This is a genomic window from Vibrio sp. RC2502 (assembly GCF_054850435.1).
This window is the reverse complement of sequence record NZ_CM141453.1, coordinates 1,816,780-1,834,128: the sequence shown is the minus strand read 5'-3', so window position 1 is coordinate 1,834,128 and position 17,349 is coordinate 1,816,780. Positions and strand designations below refer to the sequence as shown.

The window sequence follows — 17,349 nt, the reverse complement described above, 5'->3', positions numbered from 1 at the left end:
TAAGTAGTATATGGTGACGTCTTTCCCACCATTTATTAAGCAATGTTTGAATGTATGTGAAACAGAAGTCATCATTGTGATCGGGGAGCATATCCCCGATTTTTTACAAAGTAGTACTAGACGAGTTGTCCTGTCTGAGCTGAAGGACCTTGTTGCTTCTGTTCGTTATCATCAAGAGGGATACCGACAAGGCTATGAAAGATGGTTAAGTTCAATTTGTATTACGTGCCAATTATCTAGCCTAGTTATTGAGAAAATATCGCACTACTTTAAATGTGATCTTCTAGATGGTAATGGTAACATCATTATTTCTAAAAGTGCTTCTCGAACACTACACCTTCTAAAAGGTTACAATGTCACCTTTGACGTCAACCTTTTTAGTCTCGCAAAAGCACAATATTTAGGCAGTGATATTAAACAAGATCAGGTAGATATTGACGATAAAATTAGACTGTTTCACGAAGAAGTAAATAGTATTAGTCATTTGAGCAAGAGAAAATTTTTCTCTTTGATGAAGAAGTCTAACAAGGCGTACCTAGACAGTGTGATTGATGCATCATTAGACTTCGAACCATCGAAACATGGAATTAGAACCTATTATGACAACCGATTTTCAGGCTTTTACTTGGGGAGTTTTATTACTCATCCGCTAAAGTTTGAATACCATCTGTATGATGAAAAAAGCAACACCCGCAAGCCGTTTCCTATGCCTGATATAACTTTATTGAAGGCTGGGACAGGGACGGGAAAAACAGAACTTGCTATCCAAATTCTACATTCGTTTCATCGTCAAAAAAAACGTACAGTCGTGATTTCTAACCTAAAATCTGTCATTGGCTCATTTAAAAATCGAGTAGAAGATAGTGTTGCTAATCATTTGTTAGAGCAAGATATTACTGGCCCTGATGAACGAATAAAACAACTTAGTTTAGTTACCTCAGACGCACCATTAATTGCTTTGGAAACGTCGAATCACGTTGTGTCCACTTTAAAATCGATAACGAAACAAGTTATACAACATCGTATAAAATATGCAGACTTAGTTATTATTGATGAGGCAGAAAAAGTACTTGAAGCAGTGTATGCAACTGGGGAGAAGTACCTGAAAAAAGCAGAAAAAGATACGATAAAAAACCTGCTCAGCGTGATTTTCTCTGGTCAGCAAAAGGTTATTTTGATGGATGCTGATTTGACCGACCATTTGACGACAACTGTTGTAAAAAAAGACTGTGGAGATAGACGGGTAGTCGCGGGTATCTTACCTCCAACAGCCGTGTGTGATAACGTTAGTAAAACAAATATTCAGGCAAAAATAGGGGAGTGGTGTCGGTATCAAGATCATTTGCTTTCGAACGGCTTAAAGCCAAATACCAAAAACTTCATTGTGTGTGATAGCAAAAAGAGCATTGAGTCGTGGCTTATTAGTAGTGGTTATTTCATTTTTAATGGACAGAGAAAGGTCGCTGACTTTAAAGCCGCAATTGAAAATAAGATCTTAGCAATAGTGAAAGGAGATGATGATAAAAACTACCTTTTAGAGGAGCAAGATGCGTTTTTGAATGATCCGTCTAATGAAATTCAAAAATACGATACTGTTATTGTCAGTCCAATTCTGAAAGAAGGTTTTGATATAAATACTAAACATGCTGAAATAGTGACGGTGTTCGCTTCAGGGGTATTAACGCCCAAAGAGTTGATTCAGTTTGCTTCCCGACTCAGAACCGCAAAAAGAATGGTATTTGGGTTACTTCAACCACCACCATTTCATTCAATTAGTTTTTATCGTCACGCTTATACCGAAGATGAACGTTTCGAGGCACGTTTAGCGAAACACCGACAGATACTTCTGGATAATTTGCATTATGCCCTCTATGAAACATTGCGGCGAAGTGGTTTTAAGATTGATGATAGTGATGAAGTATTACCCAAAGGCGATGTTGAATACACCTATAGCCTTTCCCTAAAGCATGACTTTGATGCGACAGTCAAATCGATGCTCAGAGGTGAAGCTGATATTAGTATGCATAGCCAAGATGCTCGTAAACAAGCAGAGGCAGTAGAGGTACTAAGAAGAATATTACATCTAGCTAGTTTCTCTGTTGAGCCTACTAAAATACCAATTAAGTCAACAGGAAAACTGGAAGTAAGCATTGAATCAATTTTTTATGAACTGCTTGATAATTCATCTGTTGTTAATTATATCTTGCCTAAATCGCTAAAAATCACGACAGCATGGAAGAAATTTGAGATGCGTGGTATGGCAGCAAAGGTAAATAAACTGTTTCGTTTATTGGGGTTTGACGTACAAAGAACAAATAAAGGCAAAATGGTGAATGTTATTAAACGTGAAGAGGGAAGTGGAACCTAGACCTTTGGACACTTGAGTTGAGTGGTGTTGTTGACCAATTTAGCCTTGGATATGCGTGAAGCCATTAACCTGCGGTATATTAGCTCAGTCTCTGACGAACAGGCATACCAAGCACAGTGAGTTTGTTCAACCCCTTAAAGTCAACCAAAATTTCACCTAGTTGGCCATTGTCTTTTCTCAGCGTCACTTTCCCACTGAGCAGTTGCTTGTAACGGTACATCGCAGTCCCAACTAGTGAGCGTTGGTGGTAACGGCTGTCCATTTTCCATTGTTCTAGTTGGTCTGACTGCTGGGCAATAACATATTCGTTTCTTGGGTGTTCGTCATCCCAGAGGGCAACAATCTTTCGAGGAGGGAGCACCGCATTCGCTCCCTTTTTGCCTATCACTTCATAGCAACCTCGTGTGTCATAGGCACCATCTGTCTATACTTGTTCTATTTTATTGTGTAAAGGATTCAAGAGACCAGGCTGTACCTAGCTATTATGGACGCTACCTAGAGAAACTACGGAAGAGATGATGTCGTGGCTATCTGCGTCAAAGTGGACTTTGCGCCATCCGCGTCGGCCTTCACTGCCATACTTACGAACCATCCATTCTCCTTCACCAAAAATTTTAACACCAGTTGCGTCAATGAGCAGGTGTGCCACTGGACCTTTAGGAGTTTGGCGATATTCACATCTACTGTTCGTGTTCGCTTGCGTACGTTGGTGTAATTTGGCGAATGTAAGTCTACATGCAGCAGACCAAACAGCGAATCAATGCTTCCGAGGAATAACTGAACTCATTAAAGCCCAGTAAAGCGCGGAGTGGCAGGTTGAAAAGTCCTGCCAGCATCGGGGCAGTATCTATTCCTCTGTGTCCAGACGGAGTATCACAGTACCAATTGGCGATAGCATCGTCGTCAATCCAAAACGTCAGCGAACTTCGGTTTATGAGCGCTTGGTTGGATTCTTTCCAGTTGGTGATTCTTTCTCTTCGATTTCCCCATCTGTTTTTTCCTATACTCTGGTATCAAAGGATCAGAACGCTGGTTTACGGAAAGGTTCCATCGGTTTAGATCAAGCTCTTTAAGGTATGCCCGAAAATTGGATGTCAGTTCTTTCTCTGATAATCTTCATGTGTCCTACTTGATTGATAGTGCGTATCAAATGTGTGCATTAACCTTGTTTTACATATATATAGTGATTAATGCACACAGCCATATTACTGGCTTAATAGAATAGCAGTATGCGTTAGCATACTGCTTTTACTACTTAACGGCTTTGATATGATGGACACAGCTTCCTTCTGGTGTCGTTGTAACAAACTTATGGTGGAGCCAGTGATAACAGAAGTAACAATTATTTCTATAGAAGTTACCGTGGTTCGATATTGCTAAAGACCTGTTCCAAGTATCTATGTTGGGAAATAACTGCCAAATCCTGTTTAAGCGCCAAGTTAAGGGAGACAAACTTTCTGATAATGTCTTTTAACTACAAGAGATAACTGTTTTTGCTATGGAGTCGTACAGGAGCTATTTGCGGAGTCTTTTCTGGATTTGACATTCATTTTTTCCCTTTGAATCTGATTAGCCGCAATAATTTAGAACTAGGGGGTGACACAACACTTATCCGTTGATGCAACTGGTATCAAGGTGTACGGAAAACGTGAAGGCATAGTTTTGCTTAAGTTGCTTGTCGCAGTAGTTACTAGCACCATCGAAATCATCGCAGCAGAGCAGAGTTTGTCTAATGTAACCAGGGCCGAAGTGCTACCAAACTTACGTTAATTAGGCACGTCGAAAAGTCATTGCTCTATCGTGAGTGGATCATATGGTACAAGGAAGAGGCATGATGTTATGCGTTATAAACAAGCCGTTTTGTTCATTCCATCAAGAGAAAAAGCAACCTTATGGGAAAGAGGACATTCTCGAATTTTAGCGTTAGGTTGCCACAAGTTGTGCGGCTCCAAAAAAATTGAAGATGCTGTATGGCTATCATAAGCGTTCGATATTAGAGACGATGCAGTAGTTAGGTGGGAAAGTAAGCATAAGAAATTACAACGAATATATGAATGAGACTTACACTATGATAAGGATAGAAAAGCTTTTGGTGTTAGATGTGCCTGAAACTCAGTATATTAATTAAGGAATAGTCACGATGTGTGGGAGCATTTCTTCTCTATGACTGAAGTAAAGCCGACTAAATAATCTGAAGGTAAGATTGATATTTTCGTTAGCAATATTTTAATTTTGTTATAAAAATAAAATAAGAATAATACTCCCATATAAACTGTAAATGAGTGAAAATTAAAATCGGATTTATACGCTGATACTACAAACTAGAACAGTTAAAGTACTTATAGCGCATTCGATACAAAGCACGAAGAGATAAATAAAACAAAGGGATTAATATTGCATATATTTATAAAATAAAACATTGACTCTTTACTAAGAAGTGATTAATGTATTACATAAGTTGGCTGGCAATTGGTCTCCTATCGCTAACTAGACACTAAATGTATCGTTCTGATATCGGTGTCCTCAATAGATAATAACAGTATTAAGAAAAATAAAATTGCTTACAGCAAAGTTTAAACTTACTTAATTCTAACTCTCTATGGAGGACAATATGTATAATTGTGATACTACTGACTTAGATCTATCTAATCATCCTTTAACTTCATCAAAGCTTCATTTACAAATATCTAATATTATTAATAATATCGGTGTTGTTAATAATATTAATCGTAAAGAATATATATATGAAATTCCAATAATTAAATCAGTGCAACTGGCACTCTTAAATAGAAAGCCAGACATAGATTTAGATTGGGAAATTAGTTACAGTCTCTCAAAATATGCCTCAAGCATAACTGAATATACTGATTTTGAAAGCTATATTAGGAAAGTCTATCTAGATACGAATTTTATGTATTTTCCCGAACGTGATCTTAGCGGGGAACTTTCTGCTCTAAATGAGATTAAGCATATTTTGCTATATCATGGTAACAATCTCATAGTCGATGATGACTGTTTTTCTGCGTTTAAGTTTGGGTTAATCACCAAGAGTGGTTCTCATTTGTCTTGCTTATTCATAAATAGAACCTCTGATTTACAAAGCCATCATGTTAAAGGTGTCGATTATATATTCTGCCAAGTTGATGATTTTCTTATCCCTTTGTCAGAAGAAATGACCAAGTGGGAATATAAGCCACGTCTAAAAGTTGTCACAATTGCCACATTAGTTTCGTGGCACGAGAAGAAGCTGTATTACTAGGGAAGGGAGACTATATGGATGGATATTCTGAAACGTGCTGCTTTTGTGCGCTTAGATTTGTTTATCAACTCACACCGATAGAGAGGATGTTACTGAGACAGAACCCGAGAGGCTCTCAGTTTAATAAAGAGTTGATTGAATGTTGTTTAACGATAGTTGATGGAAGAACTAAGGTGTCGGATATGAGAATAAGTGATGAGAATTTGGAGAAACTTCTTGAGCGATTTAGTAAGAAGTCTGTAAGTACTGAAATTGGTAACTATATAATTGACCAGGATAACGGGCGGTGCATCACGATTGATTACGATGTATATCAATTACATTTTCAAGATATAAAAACTGATTTTAATTACCAGAACCGAAACATGAGTCATGGTACTACATTATTAAACGTGAATATACCTTCGTACGGTGTTATGTCAAAGTTGAAAGTGAATGATAGATTAGAGATGATCCCGCACTCCTCTGCGTCATTAGCAGTCACGTTTTTGAAATCAAAACCTTCTTGGATTTTGAAAAGCTTCGATGCATTAAGATTTTCAAATTCAGAAAAAAGTAGCGCTCTAATAGGAAAATTCCTGACTTCTGATGGTTGTGAGACTAGGTTTATTTTTAGCATTTATGCATCTCACGTTAAGAGTAACCGAGAAAACTTAGATGTAATATGCTTAATCGATGACCGTGAATACGAGGTTTGTATTCACAAACAAAAGCAAATGAACGCAATCTCAATAATTGATTTGTTAGTTTAAAGGGAGCTTATTGCTTAATGTAGACAGGGCAGTATGATTCATCATACTGCTTTTTCTAGAGATGCGTTGTTCCCGAGAATCGTGGTGTTGTTCATGACTTCCTCGACTGATCTTGATCGAAGCTTTTCCACTAATACGCTCAATGCTCATGCTTTTATTATACATAAATGCAGTGAAAATGAGATTTTGGAATTTTATTTGTTTTATAAAATGGTTTTTTCTGTTGACTTTGTATTGGATGTAGTGGTAGCGTTTATAACGTTCCAGTGAGGAAGCTCTATGGACTCAATAATAATATAACAACTTAGATAATAAAATAATACGTTGGATGTGTATTTCTATAAAAGTACTTGAAACAGCATCTAAAGATACGTGCCAAAATGACTAAAAATTAGTCAGCAAGTTTGGTGTTTGAACTAAGTTATCAAACTCAAGAATGAGTTTATATTATTAATGGAGTCCATCATGGATATTTTTAACACAGAAAAACAGTTCACTTCTTTCCACCTAAATCTTGATTGGGATAGATTAGGCTCTCTATTAGAGTCTTCCGACGCTCATCTCATAGTCACATCTTACGACGGTATTCCACTCGATGATGATGTATCAGGTCAGTACCAGATAAAACTCTTTATGGATTTAGAACTAGTTGCTATTTGTAACGCTGATGAGTGTTACGGTATTAGCGACTTAAAGCTACATCCGTCTTTTGCTAATCATAGGCAACTTATAACCCAATTTTTTACTGGGTACTTGAATGCTCCTGAGTTTTTGTTCGAAATTAGTGAAAATAGTGCTATCTCATTGATAGTTCTACAAGCATTGCGAGACGGTCAATACGTAGTTCGTACTGTTGATGGTGATGAAGTTCTTCTTCTACACGGTAGTAGAGACATCGCTACGTTGAGCTTTTCCGACGAAGGCCAAGAGGTATCATTTACATCTGAATTAGTCATTGGCAGCCCAATTTATAGCGACAAACTAACATCTGAAATCCTCGATTCGTTTGGTACAAAGGTTCACGGACTGGGCAAGCAAGTTAAAGCAGACCTTGTAGAAAAGGTTAAGACTCTGAATGAAGATCTTCGCTTCGATCGTGTTCCTCGTGCCATGTTGATGACTAAAGAACCATTATTTGTATCGTCAATTTTCAAAGACGGTGAGGTATAAGATGGTGATCAACGAGCAAAAACTTACTCTAGTGCGCGGTATCCCAGGCTCTGGAAAGTCAACGCACGCTAAGACTTTAGATGCAAAGTTGGTTGAGGCTGATCAGTTTTTCATCGATAAAGATGGCCTATATCAATACGATAATGCTCAGATTAAGGATGCACATAACTGGTGCAAGCTTGAAACTACCCGTCTTTTGAAAGCTGGTTTCAATGTTGTTGTTGCCAACACGTTCGTGAAAAACTGGGAAATGAAATTCTATCAAAACCTAGCGAATGAAATGGGTCTAGCCTTTGAGGTCATTGAAATGAAGGGGAATTATCAGAATGTACATGGTGTTCCTGATTCCGTTGTTGCACGCATGGCTTCTCAGTTTGAAACGCTTGACTCAAGCTTTGTAATTACAAAAAGAGGTTACGCAGCATGAGTAAGATTGAAGTAAGACTCAGTAAATATTGAAAAAATGAATACGAAAGTTACGAGGCATTGGTATGGGTGAGTGTTGAGAGTGGTGCGATCAAGTGGCAAGGTGAGCTTACGGTTCAGTTAGTGGATGGTGAGTTTGATTGTTACTGTCAAATTCATTCTTCCGATATCAGTCATGATGACTGCCTTTGGGATAATTACAAAGATACTGATGAATTAGGTATCTTTGACGAAGAACTAATGACCAGATTCTTTGAAGAAGTCGTCGCTGAAGCCGAGCAAGGCTTTTCGGATGAATGCACTCTTGATGAACTGTTCGAGGAAAGTTGTGAGTTGAAACTAAATGAATCGTCTACAAGTGCTGCTGGCTGTGGAATCGTGGGCGGCTTCCATTTAGAAAAATACACCGAAGCCGATGGAGATAAGGTTTTGCTCGTAGCAATCGACTCTGAAGCAAACGGTGATCACATGAACAATCGTACTAAAGTGTTTGATAATGAAGAAGAGTACGATTCTTTATGACCATACTACATCTCCGATCAGTTTTGCTTTGTATATGATAGCTTGCATACTTTGATACAAGTGTGGGTTAGCAAAGAAAGATATGAGCTATACCTTGATGGACTACTATAATAGGCTTCGGACACACCAAGCAAGTTATGGGCTGTTGCTAGTTCATGGTGAAAATTTGTTTAAATTAGTGCCTGGAATCTGTGGCCACATCAAATGAGGGATATAGATAAAATCGGATTGGTTACCGATAACGATAAGGTACTTTAAGGTCAATGATTTTAGACCTATTTTGTAGTATCTGAATTTATACGACACAAAATGTCGCAAATGACTTTATACTGAGATCAAGTTATTCAAGAACAGCATGTTAGATTGGATTTGTTGCAATTGATGCATATGATTGTCTTATGTAGCATGACGTATGGGAGTTATTGATTGAATGTTAGCGAATACCCCTCCTTATTTCTATCTGTGTCTGCGCTGTAAGTATGAATTTACACGCAAACAGAAATTTGTGTTTTTATGCCCTAGGTGTAGATCTTTTAAAATTATTCCGAACCCAAGAATCGTTAAATAGATATGGCTAGACAAGCGAGAACCCAAGATGCACTTGCTTTCGCATTTGAGCGATTCAAATGCATACCTAAGGCACTTCAGGTGACCGTGTGTAAATTTCATGAGCAACACTCAGAATGTCGATATTAAAAGAGATATCGGAAGTATCCAACGCAACTTAGAAGTGTTGAGCGAGCATTTTGATTCTCTCAGAGACAATCGAACCAGATTTTACGTTTACTCTTGGAGGAAAAAGAGAAACGGAACCTCGAATTTTACAAGGCTAGACGAAAGTAGCGAACAGCAATGGAAATGTCCCTTGGCCTAGCTCACCAGAGGGTAACGCTCGACCTGACATGTCGCTTTGATGGGAATGACAATGAACGTATCCTAGCGCTATATCGCATAGTAAAAGCTTTAGTATAAACTTTTGACTTTTAAATAAACTTAGTCAACATTATGCGTATGGGCGCTTCAGTTTTGGGGAGGGAGATAAGTGTTGGCTGGAGTTTAAGGTTTCAAAAAGTGCAGGATTTCATTTACAGGAAACTCTTCTCTCGGAAGAACAACAGTTGGTAGAGAATGACCAGTAGTATGAAGTTAAAACATTGGTTATTGATTCCAAACAGTGCCGTTCATGGTTCAAAAGTTTTGGAAATGACCTATCTAATGTGAACATAAGTGTGGCTAGTAATATAAATAATTAAAGGTTCAAAATGTCTGAGGTTAACTTAATTGTTATTGGGAAAACGGGAGTAGGGAAAAGTAGCTTCTGTAATTATATATTTGGTGAAGAGTTATTTGAAAGGGGAGATGGTGCTCCTGTTACTGGTTGGAGTGACCATTTTAAGTATTATGATGTAGGCTATGAAAGCTTTAACTTAAGAGTTTTTGATACAGTTGGTATTGAAACAAATAATTTGTCTAAATGGAAAATAGAGCTTGATAAATTTATTGAATCTAGGTCAGAAAAAAGTTCAACTCCTAGTGATTGGATTCATGGGGCTTTTTACATCATCAATGCTGCTTCTGCTAGAATAGAAAACCCTGAACTCGATGTCATTGCAGGATTTATTGAAAAAGATATACCTATACAAGTAGTTTTATCAAAATCAGATATAGCGACAGCGGAACAAAAAGAATCGCTGATAAAGCAATTAAATTTACATTTTGGTCATAGAGTTAGCATATCAGAAGTTTGTTCCGTACAAATGCGAACAAGAAGAGGAAAAAGAGAAAAATACGGAAAAGAAAAAACGCTTGACTTTATGTTGGAAAATATTGATTCGAAACTACGCATCAAAGTTGGACGTTATTTCCTTGATAAGTACATCGATAGTATTAGATATTTGAAAACAAAAATATCTACAACAATCAATGAGTCAGATATTGGTTTCATTTCATTAATTAAAGGTTTAATACAAGACGGAAGTGATTTGGACATGGGGGAAGTTTTTAACGTTGATCTGGATAGTTTTGATGAACTACCAAGTGAGTACGCAGACTTTTTAGGTAACCTGGACGGGTTTCTTTTTGGAATGGGGTTTGAAAGTGCAGAACCGCTTAGAACGTATTTAGATGATATCCATTGGAAGGTTGAACAATCACTAGATGACTCTTCCGAAAAAATAACTGATAAGCTTGAAAGTATAACCAGTGACTTTGAGAGGGATGGTTTTTTCAACAAAGTTTCTGCGACTTGGAATGTGGTGGCGGTATTGTCTGATTTAAAAGGATTTATCCAGAACATGATGACAGAAGTATTGACACCAACAGAAAATTATTTATTAGAAGAAAAAAGTAAGTTAATGGCGAGAAAATAATGAAAAATAGTGATTTTGAACGTGAGTTTGACAAACAAGTTAACGAGATTAAAAAACCTAACATTATGATCGTTGGTGGTACAGGTGTTGGTAAAAGTAGCTTAATTAATCAGGTGTTTGGTGAAGAGTTTGCAAAGGTAGGCTCTGGAGAGCCAGTGACCCAAGGATGCCATAAGTATGAAAAAAATGGCGTGCCTGTTACCGTCTTTGACACTGAAGGTTATGAAATAATTGATGGTAAAGAAGACAATGGGAACTTCGAAGAAAAAGTATTGGCTGAGATTATAAAAAGAAAAAGTCAGTCTTTGAATGAGCATATTCACCTATTTTGGTACTGCATATCAATTTCTAATCACAGAATTACTGACTATGACTTGAAAAATATAAGGCTTTTAAGTGATACCAAGATAGGAGCAAATCTAGCCATTGTATTTACCCAATGTGATAATGATGAACTTGATAGCAACAATAATGGAATAACTAGCGCTAAGTTTAGGTCTATTCTTTCTAAAGAGGGAATACAAGCGCCCTGTTTTGAAACAATGGTAGGTCATGACAATGATACTTTACAACTCGATGAACTTTTAATTTGGAGTGAAGAAAGCTTGCCTGAAGAGTCCCTTAAAGAATCTTTTGTTGGAGCGCAGAAATCTAATCTACCGTTAAAACATAATCGAGTGATGAAAATAATACTTGCAGCTTCTGGCACTGCTACAGCTGCAGCTGGTGCGAACCCTATCCCTGCTTCCGACTCTGTTATATTAATGCCAATTCAGATGACTATGGCTGTATCAATTGCAAATACTTATGGTTTTTCAAACCTGAAGAGCGCTACGATGGCTTTGATGAAAAGCCAAATTATCAGCTTGCTGGGCAAACAATTGGCTAGCAGCTTCCTAAAATTGATTCCTGGATTTGGTCAAATCATTAATGCTGGTGTCGCTGGCAGCCTTACTTTAGCTTTAGGGTATGGGCTAAAAGAGCTGTATACCAAGGCCTATCAGCATGTTTTAGAAACAGGTGAAAACCCAGATTGGTTAGAGCTGTTTTCTAGTCTTGATTTAACAAGTTTTATTAAAAAATAGCCCCGATTTCAGATAAGTAAGTGCGACATTCATGGAAAGGCGTAGAAGAGGAAGCCAACTGCTGAAAGTGGTACGCTCTTCTTGCCAAAGAAACAAGCAGTACTACCATGAATTATCAGCAGTTGACCGAGGGCAGAAGATACCAGATTTCTGCTCTTTTGGAACGGGGAATATCGGTTTCTGAAATAGCTAAAACAGTTCAGTGCCACCGCTGGACAGTATATCGGGAGCTTAAGCGAGGTCGTAAAGGCAACATTTATTGCCCAAATGAAGCCCAGCTGTTGTCGATTAAAAAGCGCAGAACAGCGCGTAAATACCGCATACCAAAGGAGCGTGTGGATTTTATCCGCCTTCTTTTAGAAACAGATTGGAGTCCTGAGCAGATTTCCAATGTATTAACGAAAGTTGGTGCCGCTGTCAGCCACGAGTGGGTCTATCGCTTTGTCGCACAAGATAAACGCATGGACGGTAAGTTAAATCGCCACTTGAGGCAAGGACACAAGCGGTATCGCCGCGGTAAAAAAGAGAAAGCGCCAGAGATAAAGAATGCCGTTTCGATTGATGATAGGCCAAGCATCGTTGACGGTAAAGAGCGTTTGGTGACTGGGAAATCGACACTGTGCTAGGTAAGCATGGTACAGGTGCGATGGTGACTATTTTAGAGCGTAAAACTCGATTTTACGTAGTAAAGAAAGTGCCATCTAAGTCAGCGGATGATGTCACCAAAGCCACAATAGAGTTACTGATGCCTTATAAGAAATATGTCCATACCATTACGGCAGATAACGGACGAGAGTTTGCAAGTCATGAAACTATCGCAAAAGAATTAGAGGCTGATGTGTACTTTGCTCATCCTTATAGCTCTTGGGAGCGTGGTGCTAATGAGAATGCGAACGCTCTTTTAAGGCAGTATGTGAAGAAAGGAACTGACCTAACGACGGTGACGGACATCGATATAGAGTTCGCTTTATCTCGGATAAATTATCGTCCAAGAAAGTGTTTAGGCTTCAAGCAGCCAGCCATTGTATTTGAAGAAATGGCTTTGGTTACTTGATATTGGAGAGTGTCGCACTTCGCAGTTGAATTCGGGGCTAATCACTAACAGTGTTAGTTACTCTTTATACGGTTTCTCTAAAAATTGCTAAGGTCTTTGTATAAGTTGATATTGCAAGTCTCTTGGGATAGCCCCATTTTAAAATGTTCTACAACTTCGGAACACCTAAAGTAACCGACAAACATCAACTTAAAGTCAATGAAATCAAGCCTTTTTTTGTACGTAGTTGAGATTATCCATGGGATTCATACTATCTTTTATTTGGGTATGGTATGAACCATTTTGGGTTAGACATCGGTTTAAGATATGATTCATCTGGTTTTGGGCGGGCATAACTCACTAGCGTTAATCTATGCACTTTCCTCAGTATTATTATATAAAGTGAAAAGCGCACAGATAATGAAACTATCGCTGAGTAGATAGCAGAAGCAGTATGGTTCTGCCATACTGCATTCCTAATGTCCAATATTCGCTTAATTGACCTTGTGATTTACAATTTAAAAAATCATATTATAGAATATGAAGCGATTTGATTTCATGATTTGTGAACTGTTATAGATTACATTTTCAATAAATGAAGCTTTCATCTCTTACGTTATATAAGGAATACTAGGCGCCAATATGAATGTATTAGAAAAAATATTATTTAACATCCGCAGTCTGAGGGTGTTTTCTCGAGATCTCACGTTAGATCAGCTCGAAGAGGCTCACAGTAAGTTAACAACAATTGTCGAAGAACGACGTGAGGAAGAGGAAGCTTTAAGAGCCGAGCAAGCAGAGAAAGAAGCAAAGCTCGCTACAATAGCAAAACAGATTAAAGAGCAGGGCATTGATGTTAATGAACTTGTCTCGGCACTTTCATCGAAAAAGGTCAAGAGTAAGGGAAAACGTCAGGCTCGATCTGCTAAGTATAAATACGTTGATGACAATGGTGTAGAAAAAACATGGACTGGTCAAGGTCGTACGCCATCTGTTATCCAAAAAGCACTTGATGGTGGTAAAACATTGGATTACTTTGCTCTTTAAATATACACATCGCTTTACAGCCATGGTTTCAGTATTGATGTCGCTGACATCTTCGTCTCAAATTATTGAGTTAGGTCTCTTAGAACTATCAATATTGTTATATCTGGAATATGACAATATTTAGCCTTAAACACTCATTCCCAACACTGGAAATGAGTGTTTATAGTTATGCATAAGGCTTCGCTATTTTTGTTTGAAAAAGCCTGACTTAGCATTCTCTATCGTGTAGACGCCATATGAATACCTAATAACCTACCAACTTCAGATGTTTTGTACTTCATGTGGCCAGATACAATATTAGACATATCTACATTGTGTAAACGGCTTTGATAGCCCTGACTGATTGGGCTTAATCCAATAGGGCTGTCTTTTTTCAGTGTTCCTACTGGATATAGTGTTTTCAGAACAAGATCGTTGGTAGAGTAGCAGTTGAATATATTAATTTTACTATGTTTTTGAAGTATATGACCCCATGAGTTTTCCTTTCCTACTGCGCCACCAAATAGCATAGCTCCCATGACTTTGTTTCTTGTTTGCTGACTTTGTAGACAATGAAAAATTACCCTAGAACCTAAAGAGTGACCCAATAAAATAAAACGTCCTTCCTGCTTGTCTATATGTTTGGCTAATCTTTCACCTGCGAGCTTCGCATTTTTCATGGCTTTACGCCATTCATAGAAACCTACAGCCGCCGTTGTACCCACAATACCTGCGGTAAGATAGGGAGAAACAGTTTTCGTTATTCTCATGGCTGTTGTACTTATCGAAGAACGCAGTCCTAGATTTCCAGTTCCAACAGTTTTTAATATTTTTTTGCTATTGCACGCATCCCAATCGTAGTGGTGGACTGTTGTTGATTGAAAGTCCCAATCTAGTACATTAAGCCAGTCGGTTATATCCGTATTTTTCTCTGATAAAAAACCGTTGATAACAATTACGTTGAGTGAATTACCACTTCGCACCTTGCGTAGTCTAATTGTCATAGATCTATCTCATCTTGCCATTCGATCAAATATTAACTTCAAAATTGGTTACAAAATACCCTGCTTAAGCTGACGAGGTGAAAGAATTAATTCGATTACAATCTTGTATAGCGATGTTGACTATAATAGAGAGAATCGGCTTTAGAAACAGTCTAATCGGAAGGATAGGACACCTGAGAAGACTAGTTTGTTTAATAGTGATAATTCTGCATAATTAAGCTTTTAAAATGCATTTTAAACCACCCAAAATGCACCTTCGAGGTTATAAAAGCTTAATGTCCAATTTCTGGATACCCCAAAGAACTAAATATCCATTCAATATCAACAATTTTAATCACTTCTAACACCAAGTAAATAAGCTTACATCGAACCATCATGGCCGACACTTGAGTCCAATAATGTTAACACGAACTTAGTACTCATAGAGTACGAATTTTTAGTATATTATTGAGTAATATAAGGTTATAACTAACCTCTATCCCATGTGGTACTGTGATTTCGATGTTGCAGAATGCTAGTGAGTGGTTTTTACCGTACAATGAAACTTTGTGTCCAAATTTAGAAACTCGCGAGTCCAGTAATTCGTAAGAACGCGACGTTATCTGCTTAGGCATTTGAAAATTTAGAGAGTGGTATGTTTAACACAATTAGAGAGAAACATGGACACCATGTGGAGAATCTTGAGTTAGCTCTGGCCGAATCTGTATTATTGGGCTTGTCACCGTCAATACCTGATTATCGAGCACTTACTAGCCAAGATATGGAAGTACTGTTTCAAATCATTGATAGCGTACAACCTAAGTTAAATTATGATCTTATGTCGGGTGCCTGTTTATATGTGCATTCACATTTAAAAGAAGCATTTGCTCGGCATGGCTATAAATCTGAGTTAGTTTTCGGAGATGTACTTGTTAATGGTGAACCGCATATGGGATGCGATTTAGATATGCTTAAAAAGCAATTAAGTAATGGTATTGCAACTGCATCCCAGAAAGTTCATTGTTGGTTATTACTTGAAAGTGGGCAATTTTTTGATGCATCACTATTTAGGGATATAACTAATGGCATATACGCAGCAGAGCTTTATGGTTTTGGGAACTCTAGGCTAGACGAATTTCGCTTTGAGTATGAACCAATGCTGCTAGGTGCAGATTTCATTGCAAAAACTAACCCAAACCCGCAAGTGCATGTATAAATGCTCAAAAGGGATTCACAACTCGTGGTATTTTTACTATGTGATATAGTCAACACTCTCCTAGGCAAATATCTCCCACTAAGTTGAGTATCCCTTGTAATGAAGTGTATAGGGGCTGCCCGTAAATTTACTCACAGCACGCGCTTCACATACTGCTTTGTCAAATGTGCTAGAAGCAACATGGACGTCGCGAATATTATAGCCAACTGATTTAATTCTCACGTATTTCCCTCATAAACACGTAACGCCGCATAATTTAGACAAGCAACGCTACCATCAAGCCTAAACTACTGCATGAACTGAAAGGCTAGGAGTTGGAACTCACTCTTCAACGTTTGTATGAATCTGTTATAGACAATATGAGAGTTTAACCCTGATACATTGATTTAAGATTCGCACAATGTGCTCATTTAGCACTCTGTTGTTAGATTTTGTTTTTATTGAACGATTTCATTTTATGATAGAGTACATACTCATTTCATGTTGTGATTTTTAATTAGAATCCATGAAACCTTATTAAGAAGCATTCCCAAGGAGATTGAATGAGTAACAATGTAGGAATTTTTGATAAGATTGTGATTTCAATGGCAATATTGAGCTTCATCGTGGCGTTCTTTAAAGCAGGTATCATGGCTGCTATTGGTAAGTTTTTTTTTGTAATCGCCTTTTTCTACGTAGCAAAGGTTTTGTGGTTTTGGATCATGGACAATAGGTAACATAGCAGAAACGAAGTTCAGGTCGTTCCATGCTCTATGGCAGGACTAACAATAAGAATAAATTAACAAAAAAGTAGTGAAGAAAATCGATATTACATTCGGTCCAGGACCATATCGCAATTTTAAAGTTGGCTTCCTTTCGGCAAATTTAAAACCTCATCGTAGAGATTGACAGCTCTTTTTGCGCTAGTGGTTTGCTCGTCTGTCGTTGATTGAACCGATTAAGTGCGTATTTCGGTGATTGCGTTCACTCGGTCCCGCTGTTTTTCAAGGAAGTTTCTCCACTTTTTACAATCACGGCACCAAGCTTGGTTAAAACCTCCTCTTTGCTGGCTCCCTCGCGTGGGAATAGGGTAGTTGACCAATGGTCTTGGTTATCATTAACTGTATTTTTAAATATTTATTTTGAGCGGAGCTAAAGATG

12 protein-coding genes and 3 pseudogenes are annotated in these 17,349 nt (G+C 37.9%); 13 read left to right on the top strand and 2 right to left on the bottom strand.

Annotation, left to right across the window (positions count from 1 at the left end; all coding sequences use genetic code 11):
* Nucleotides 1-10: 10 nt before the first annotated feature.
* Nucleotides 11-2,368 carry a DEAD/DEAH box helicase family protein gene (locus ACYJZR_RS08660; RefSeq protein ID WP_461715811.1) on the top strand — a complete coding sequence of 786 codons (2,358 nt, stop codon included), beginning with the start codon at nucleotides 11-13 and terminating at the stop codon, nucleotides 2,366-2,368.
* A 79-nt stretch (nucleotides 2,369-2,447) separates the two neighbouring features.
* On the opposite strand, the pseudogene ACYJZR_RS08655 reads toward ACYJZR_RS08660, so the two are convergent.
* Nucleotides 2,448-3,372 (bottom strand): annotated as a pseudogene (locus ACYJZR_RS08655) (IS5 family transposase).
* A gap of 589 nt (nucleotides 3,373-3,961) precedes the next feature.
* Between ACYJZR_RS08655 and ACYJZR_RS08650 the strand changes: the two are divergent.
* The 10 genes and pseudogenes from ACYJZR_RS08650 to ACYJZR_RS08605 form a co-directional block, all read left to right on the top strand.
* Nucleotides 3,962-4,496, top strand: a pseudogene (locus ACYJZR_RS08650) (transposase); the annotation flags it as partial.
* A 483-nt stretch (nucleotides 4,497-4,979) separates the two neighbouring features.
* Nucleotides 4,980-5,627, top strand: coding sequence for a hypothetical protein (locus tag ACYJZR_RS08645; RefSeq protein WP_461715810.1), 648 nt, complete (start codon nucleotides 4,980-4,982; stop codon nucleotides 5,625-5,627).
* 14 nt (nucleotides 5,628-5,641) lie between these two features.
* Nucleotides 5,642-6,379 (top strand): hypothetical protein, encoded by a 738-nt coding sequence (locus ACYJZR_RS08640; RefSeq protein WP_023585127.1) that lies wholly within the window; start codon nucleotides 5,642-5,644, stop codon nucleotides 6,377-6,379.
* 465 nt (nucleotides 6,380-6,844) lie between these two features.
* A complete protein-coding gene (locus tag ACYJZR_RS08635) occupies nucleotides 6,845-7,549 on the top strand; it encodes a hypothetical protein (RefSeq protein WP_276449213.1) in 705 nt (234 codons plus the stop codon).
* A gap of 7 nt (nucleotides 7,550-7,556) precedes the next feature.
* The gene (locus tag ACYJZR_RS08630; RefSeq protein ID WP_461715871.1) at nucleotides 7,557-7,976 is read left to right on the top strand and encodes an AAA family ATPase; all 420 of its coding nucleotides are present in this window, start codon (nucleotides 7,557-7,559) and stop codon (nucleotides 7,974-7,976) included.
* Nucleotides 7,977-8,044: 68 nt separating this feature from the next.
* A complete protein-coding gene (locus ACYJZR_RS08625; RefSeq protein ID WP_042780532.1) occupies nucleotides 8,045-8,497 on the top strand; it encodes a hypothetical protein in 453 nt (150 codons plus the stop codon).
* A 1,262-nt stretch (nucleotides 8,498-9,759) separates the two neighbouring features.
* Nucleotides 9,760-10,866: a GTPase gene (locus tag ACYJZR_RS08620; RefSeq protein ID WP_461715809.1), complete on the top strand. Its 1,107-nt coding sequence runs from the start codon at nucleotides 9,760-9,762 to the stop codon at nucleotides 10,864-10,866.
* On the top strand, nucleotides 10,866-11,951 hold the full coding sequence (locus ACYJZR_RS08615) for a GTPase (RefSeq protein ID WP_140166560.1): 1,086 nt from the start codon (nucleotides 10,866-10,868) through the stop codon (nucleotides 11,949-11,951). The genes ACYJZR_RS08620 and ACYJZR_RS08615 overlap by 1 nt, the downstream gene beginning before the upstream one ends.
* Before the next feature lie 107 nt (nucleotides 11,952-12,058).
* A pseudogene (locus ACYJZR_RS08610) lies at nucleotides 12,059-13,005 on the top strand (IS30 family transposase).
* 621 nt (nucleotides 13,006-13,626) lie between these two features.
* On the top strand, nucleotides 13,627-14,031 hold the full coding sequence (locus tag ACYJZR_RS08605; protein WP_029809400.1) for an H-NS family histone-like protein: 405 nt from the start codon (nucleotides 13,627-13,629) through the stop codon (nucleotides 14,029-14,031).
* Between the two features lie 218 nt (nucleotides 14,032-14,249).
* Here ACYJZR_RS08605 and ACYJZR_RS08600 read toward each other — a convergent pair whose 3' ends face one another.
* Nucleotides 14,250-15,014: a DUF726 domain-containing protein gene (locus tag ACYJZR_RS08600; RefSeq protein WP_029809399.1), complete on the bottom strand. Its 765-nt coding sequence runs from the start codon at nucleotides 15,012-15,014 to the stop codon at nucleotides 14,250-14,252.
* Nucleotides 15,015-15,648: 634 nt separating this feature from the next.
* Between ACYJZR_RS08600 and ACYJZR_RS08595 the strand changes: the two genes are divergently transcribed.
* Together ACYJZR_RS08595 and ACYJZR_RS08590 are read left to right on the top strand one after the other, a co-directional pair.
* The gene (locus ACYJZR_RS08595; protein ID WP_029809398.1) at nucleotides 15,649-16,209 is read left to right on the top strand and encodes a hypothetical protein; all 561 of its coding nucleotides are present in this window, start codon (nucleotides 15,649-15,651) and stop codon (nucleotides 16,207-16,209) included.
* A gap of 542 nt (nucleotides 16,210-16,751) precedes the next feature.
* Nucleotides 16,752-16,925, top strand: coding sequence for a hypothetical protein (locus ACYJZR_RS08590; protein WP_154219024.1), 174 nt, complete (start codon nucleotides 16,752-16,754; stop codon nucleotides 16,923-16,925).
* Nucleotides 16,926-17,349 lie beyond the last annotated feature (424 nt).

Bases quoted from the DNA above. Each gene is read 5' to 3' on its own strand.
- ACYJZR_RS08605 (WP_029809400.1), top strand. From the start codon at position 13,627: ATGAATGTATTAGAAAAAATATTATTTAACATCCGCAGTCTGAGGGTG.
- ACYJZR_RS08660 (WP_461715811.1), top strand. From the start codon at position 11: ATGGTGACGTCTTTCCCACCATTTATTAAGCAATGTTTGAATGTATGT.
- ACYJZR_RS08590 (WP_154219024.1), top strand. From the start codon at position 16,752: ATGAGTAACAATGTAGGAATTTTTGATAAGATTGTGATTTCAATGGCA.
- ACYJZR_RS08640 (WP_023585127.1), top strand. From the start codon at position 5,642: ATGGATGGATATTCTGAAACGTGCTGCTTTTGTGCGCTTAGATTTGTT.
- ACYJZR_RS08600 (WP_029809399.1), bottom strand. From the start codon at position 15,014: ATGACAATTAGACTACGCAAGGTGCGAAGTGGTAATTCACTCAACGTA.
- ACYJZR_RS08635 (WP_276449213.1), top strand. From the start codon at position 6,845: ATGGATATTTTTAACACAGAAAAACAGTTCACTTCTTTCCACCTAAAT.
- ACYJZR_RS08595 (WP_029809398.1), top strand. From the start codon at position 15,649: ATGTTTAACACAATTAGAGAGAAACATGGACACCATGTGGAGAATCTT.
- ACYJZR_RS08620 (WP_461715809.1), top strand. From the start codon at position 9,760: ATGTCTGAGGTTAACTTAATTGTTATTGGGAAAACGGGAGTAGGGAAA.
- ACYJZR_RS08645 (WP_461715810.1), top strand. From the start codon at position 4,980: ATGTATAATTGTGATACTACTGACTTAGATCTATCTAATCATCCTTTA.
- ACYJZR_RS08615 (WP_140166560.1), top strand. From the start codon at position 10,866: ATGAAAAATAGTGATTTTGAACGTGAGTTTGACAAACAAGTTAACGAG.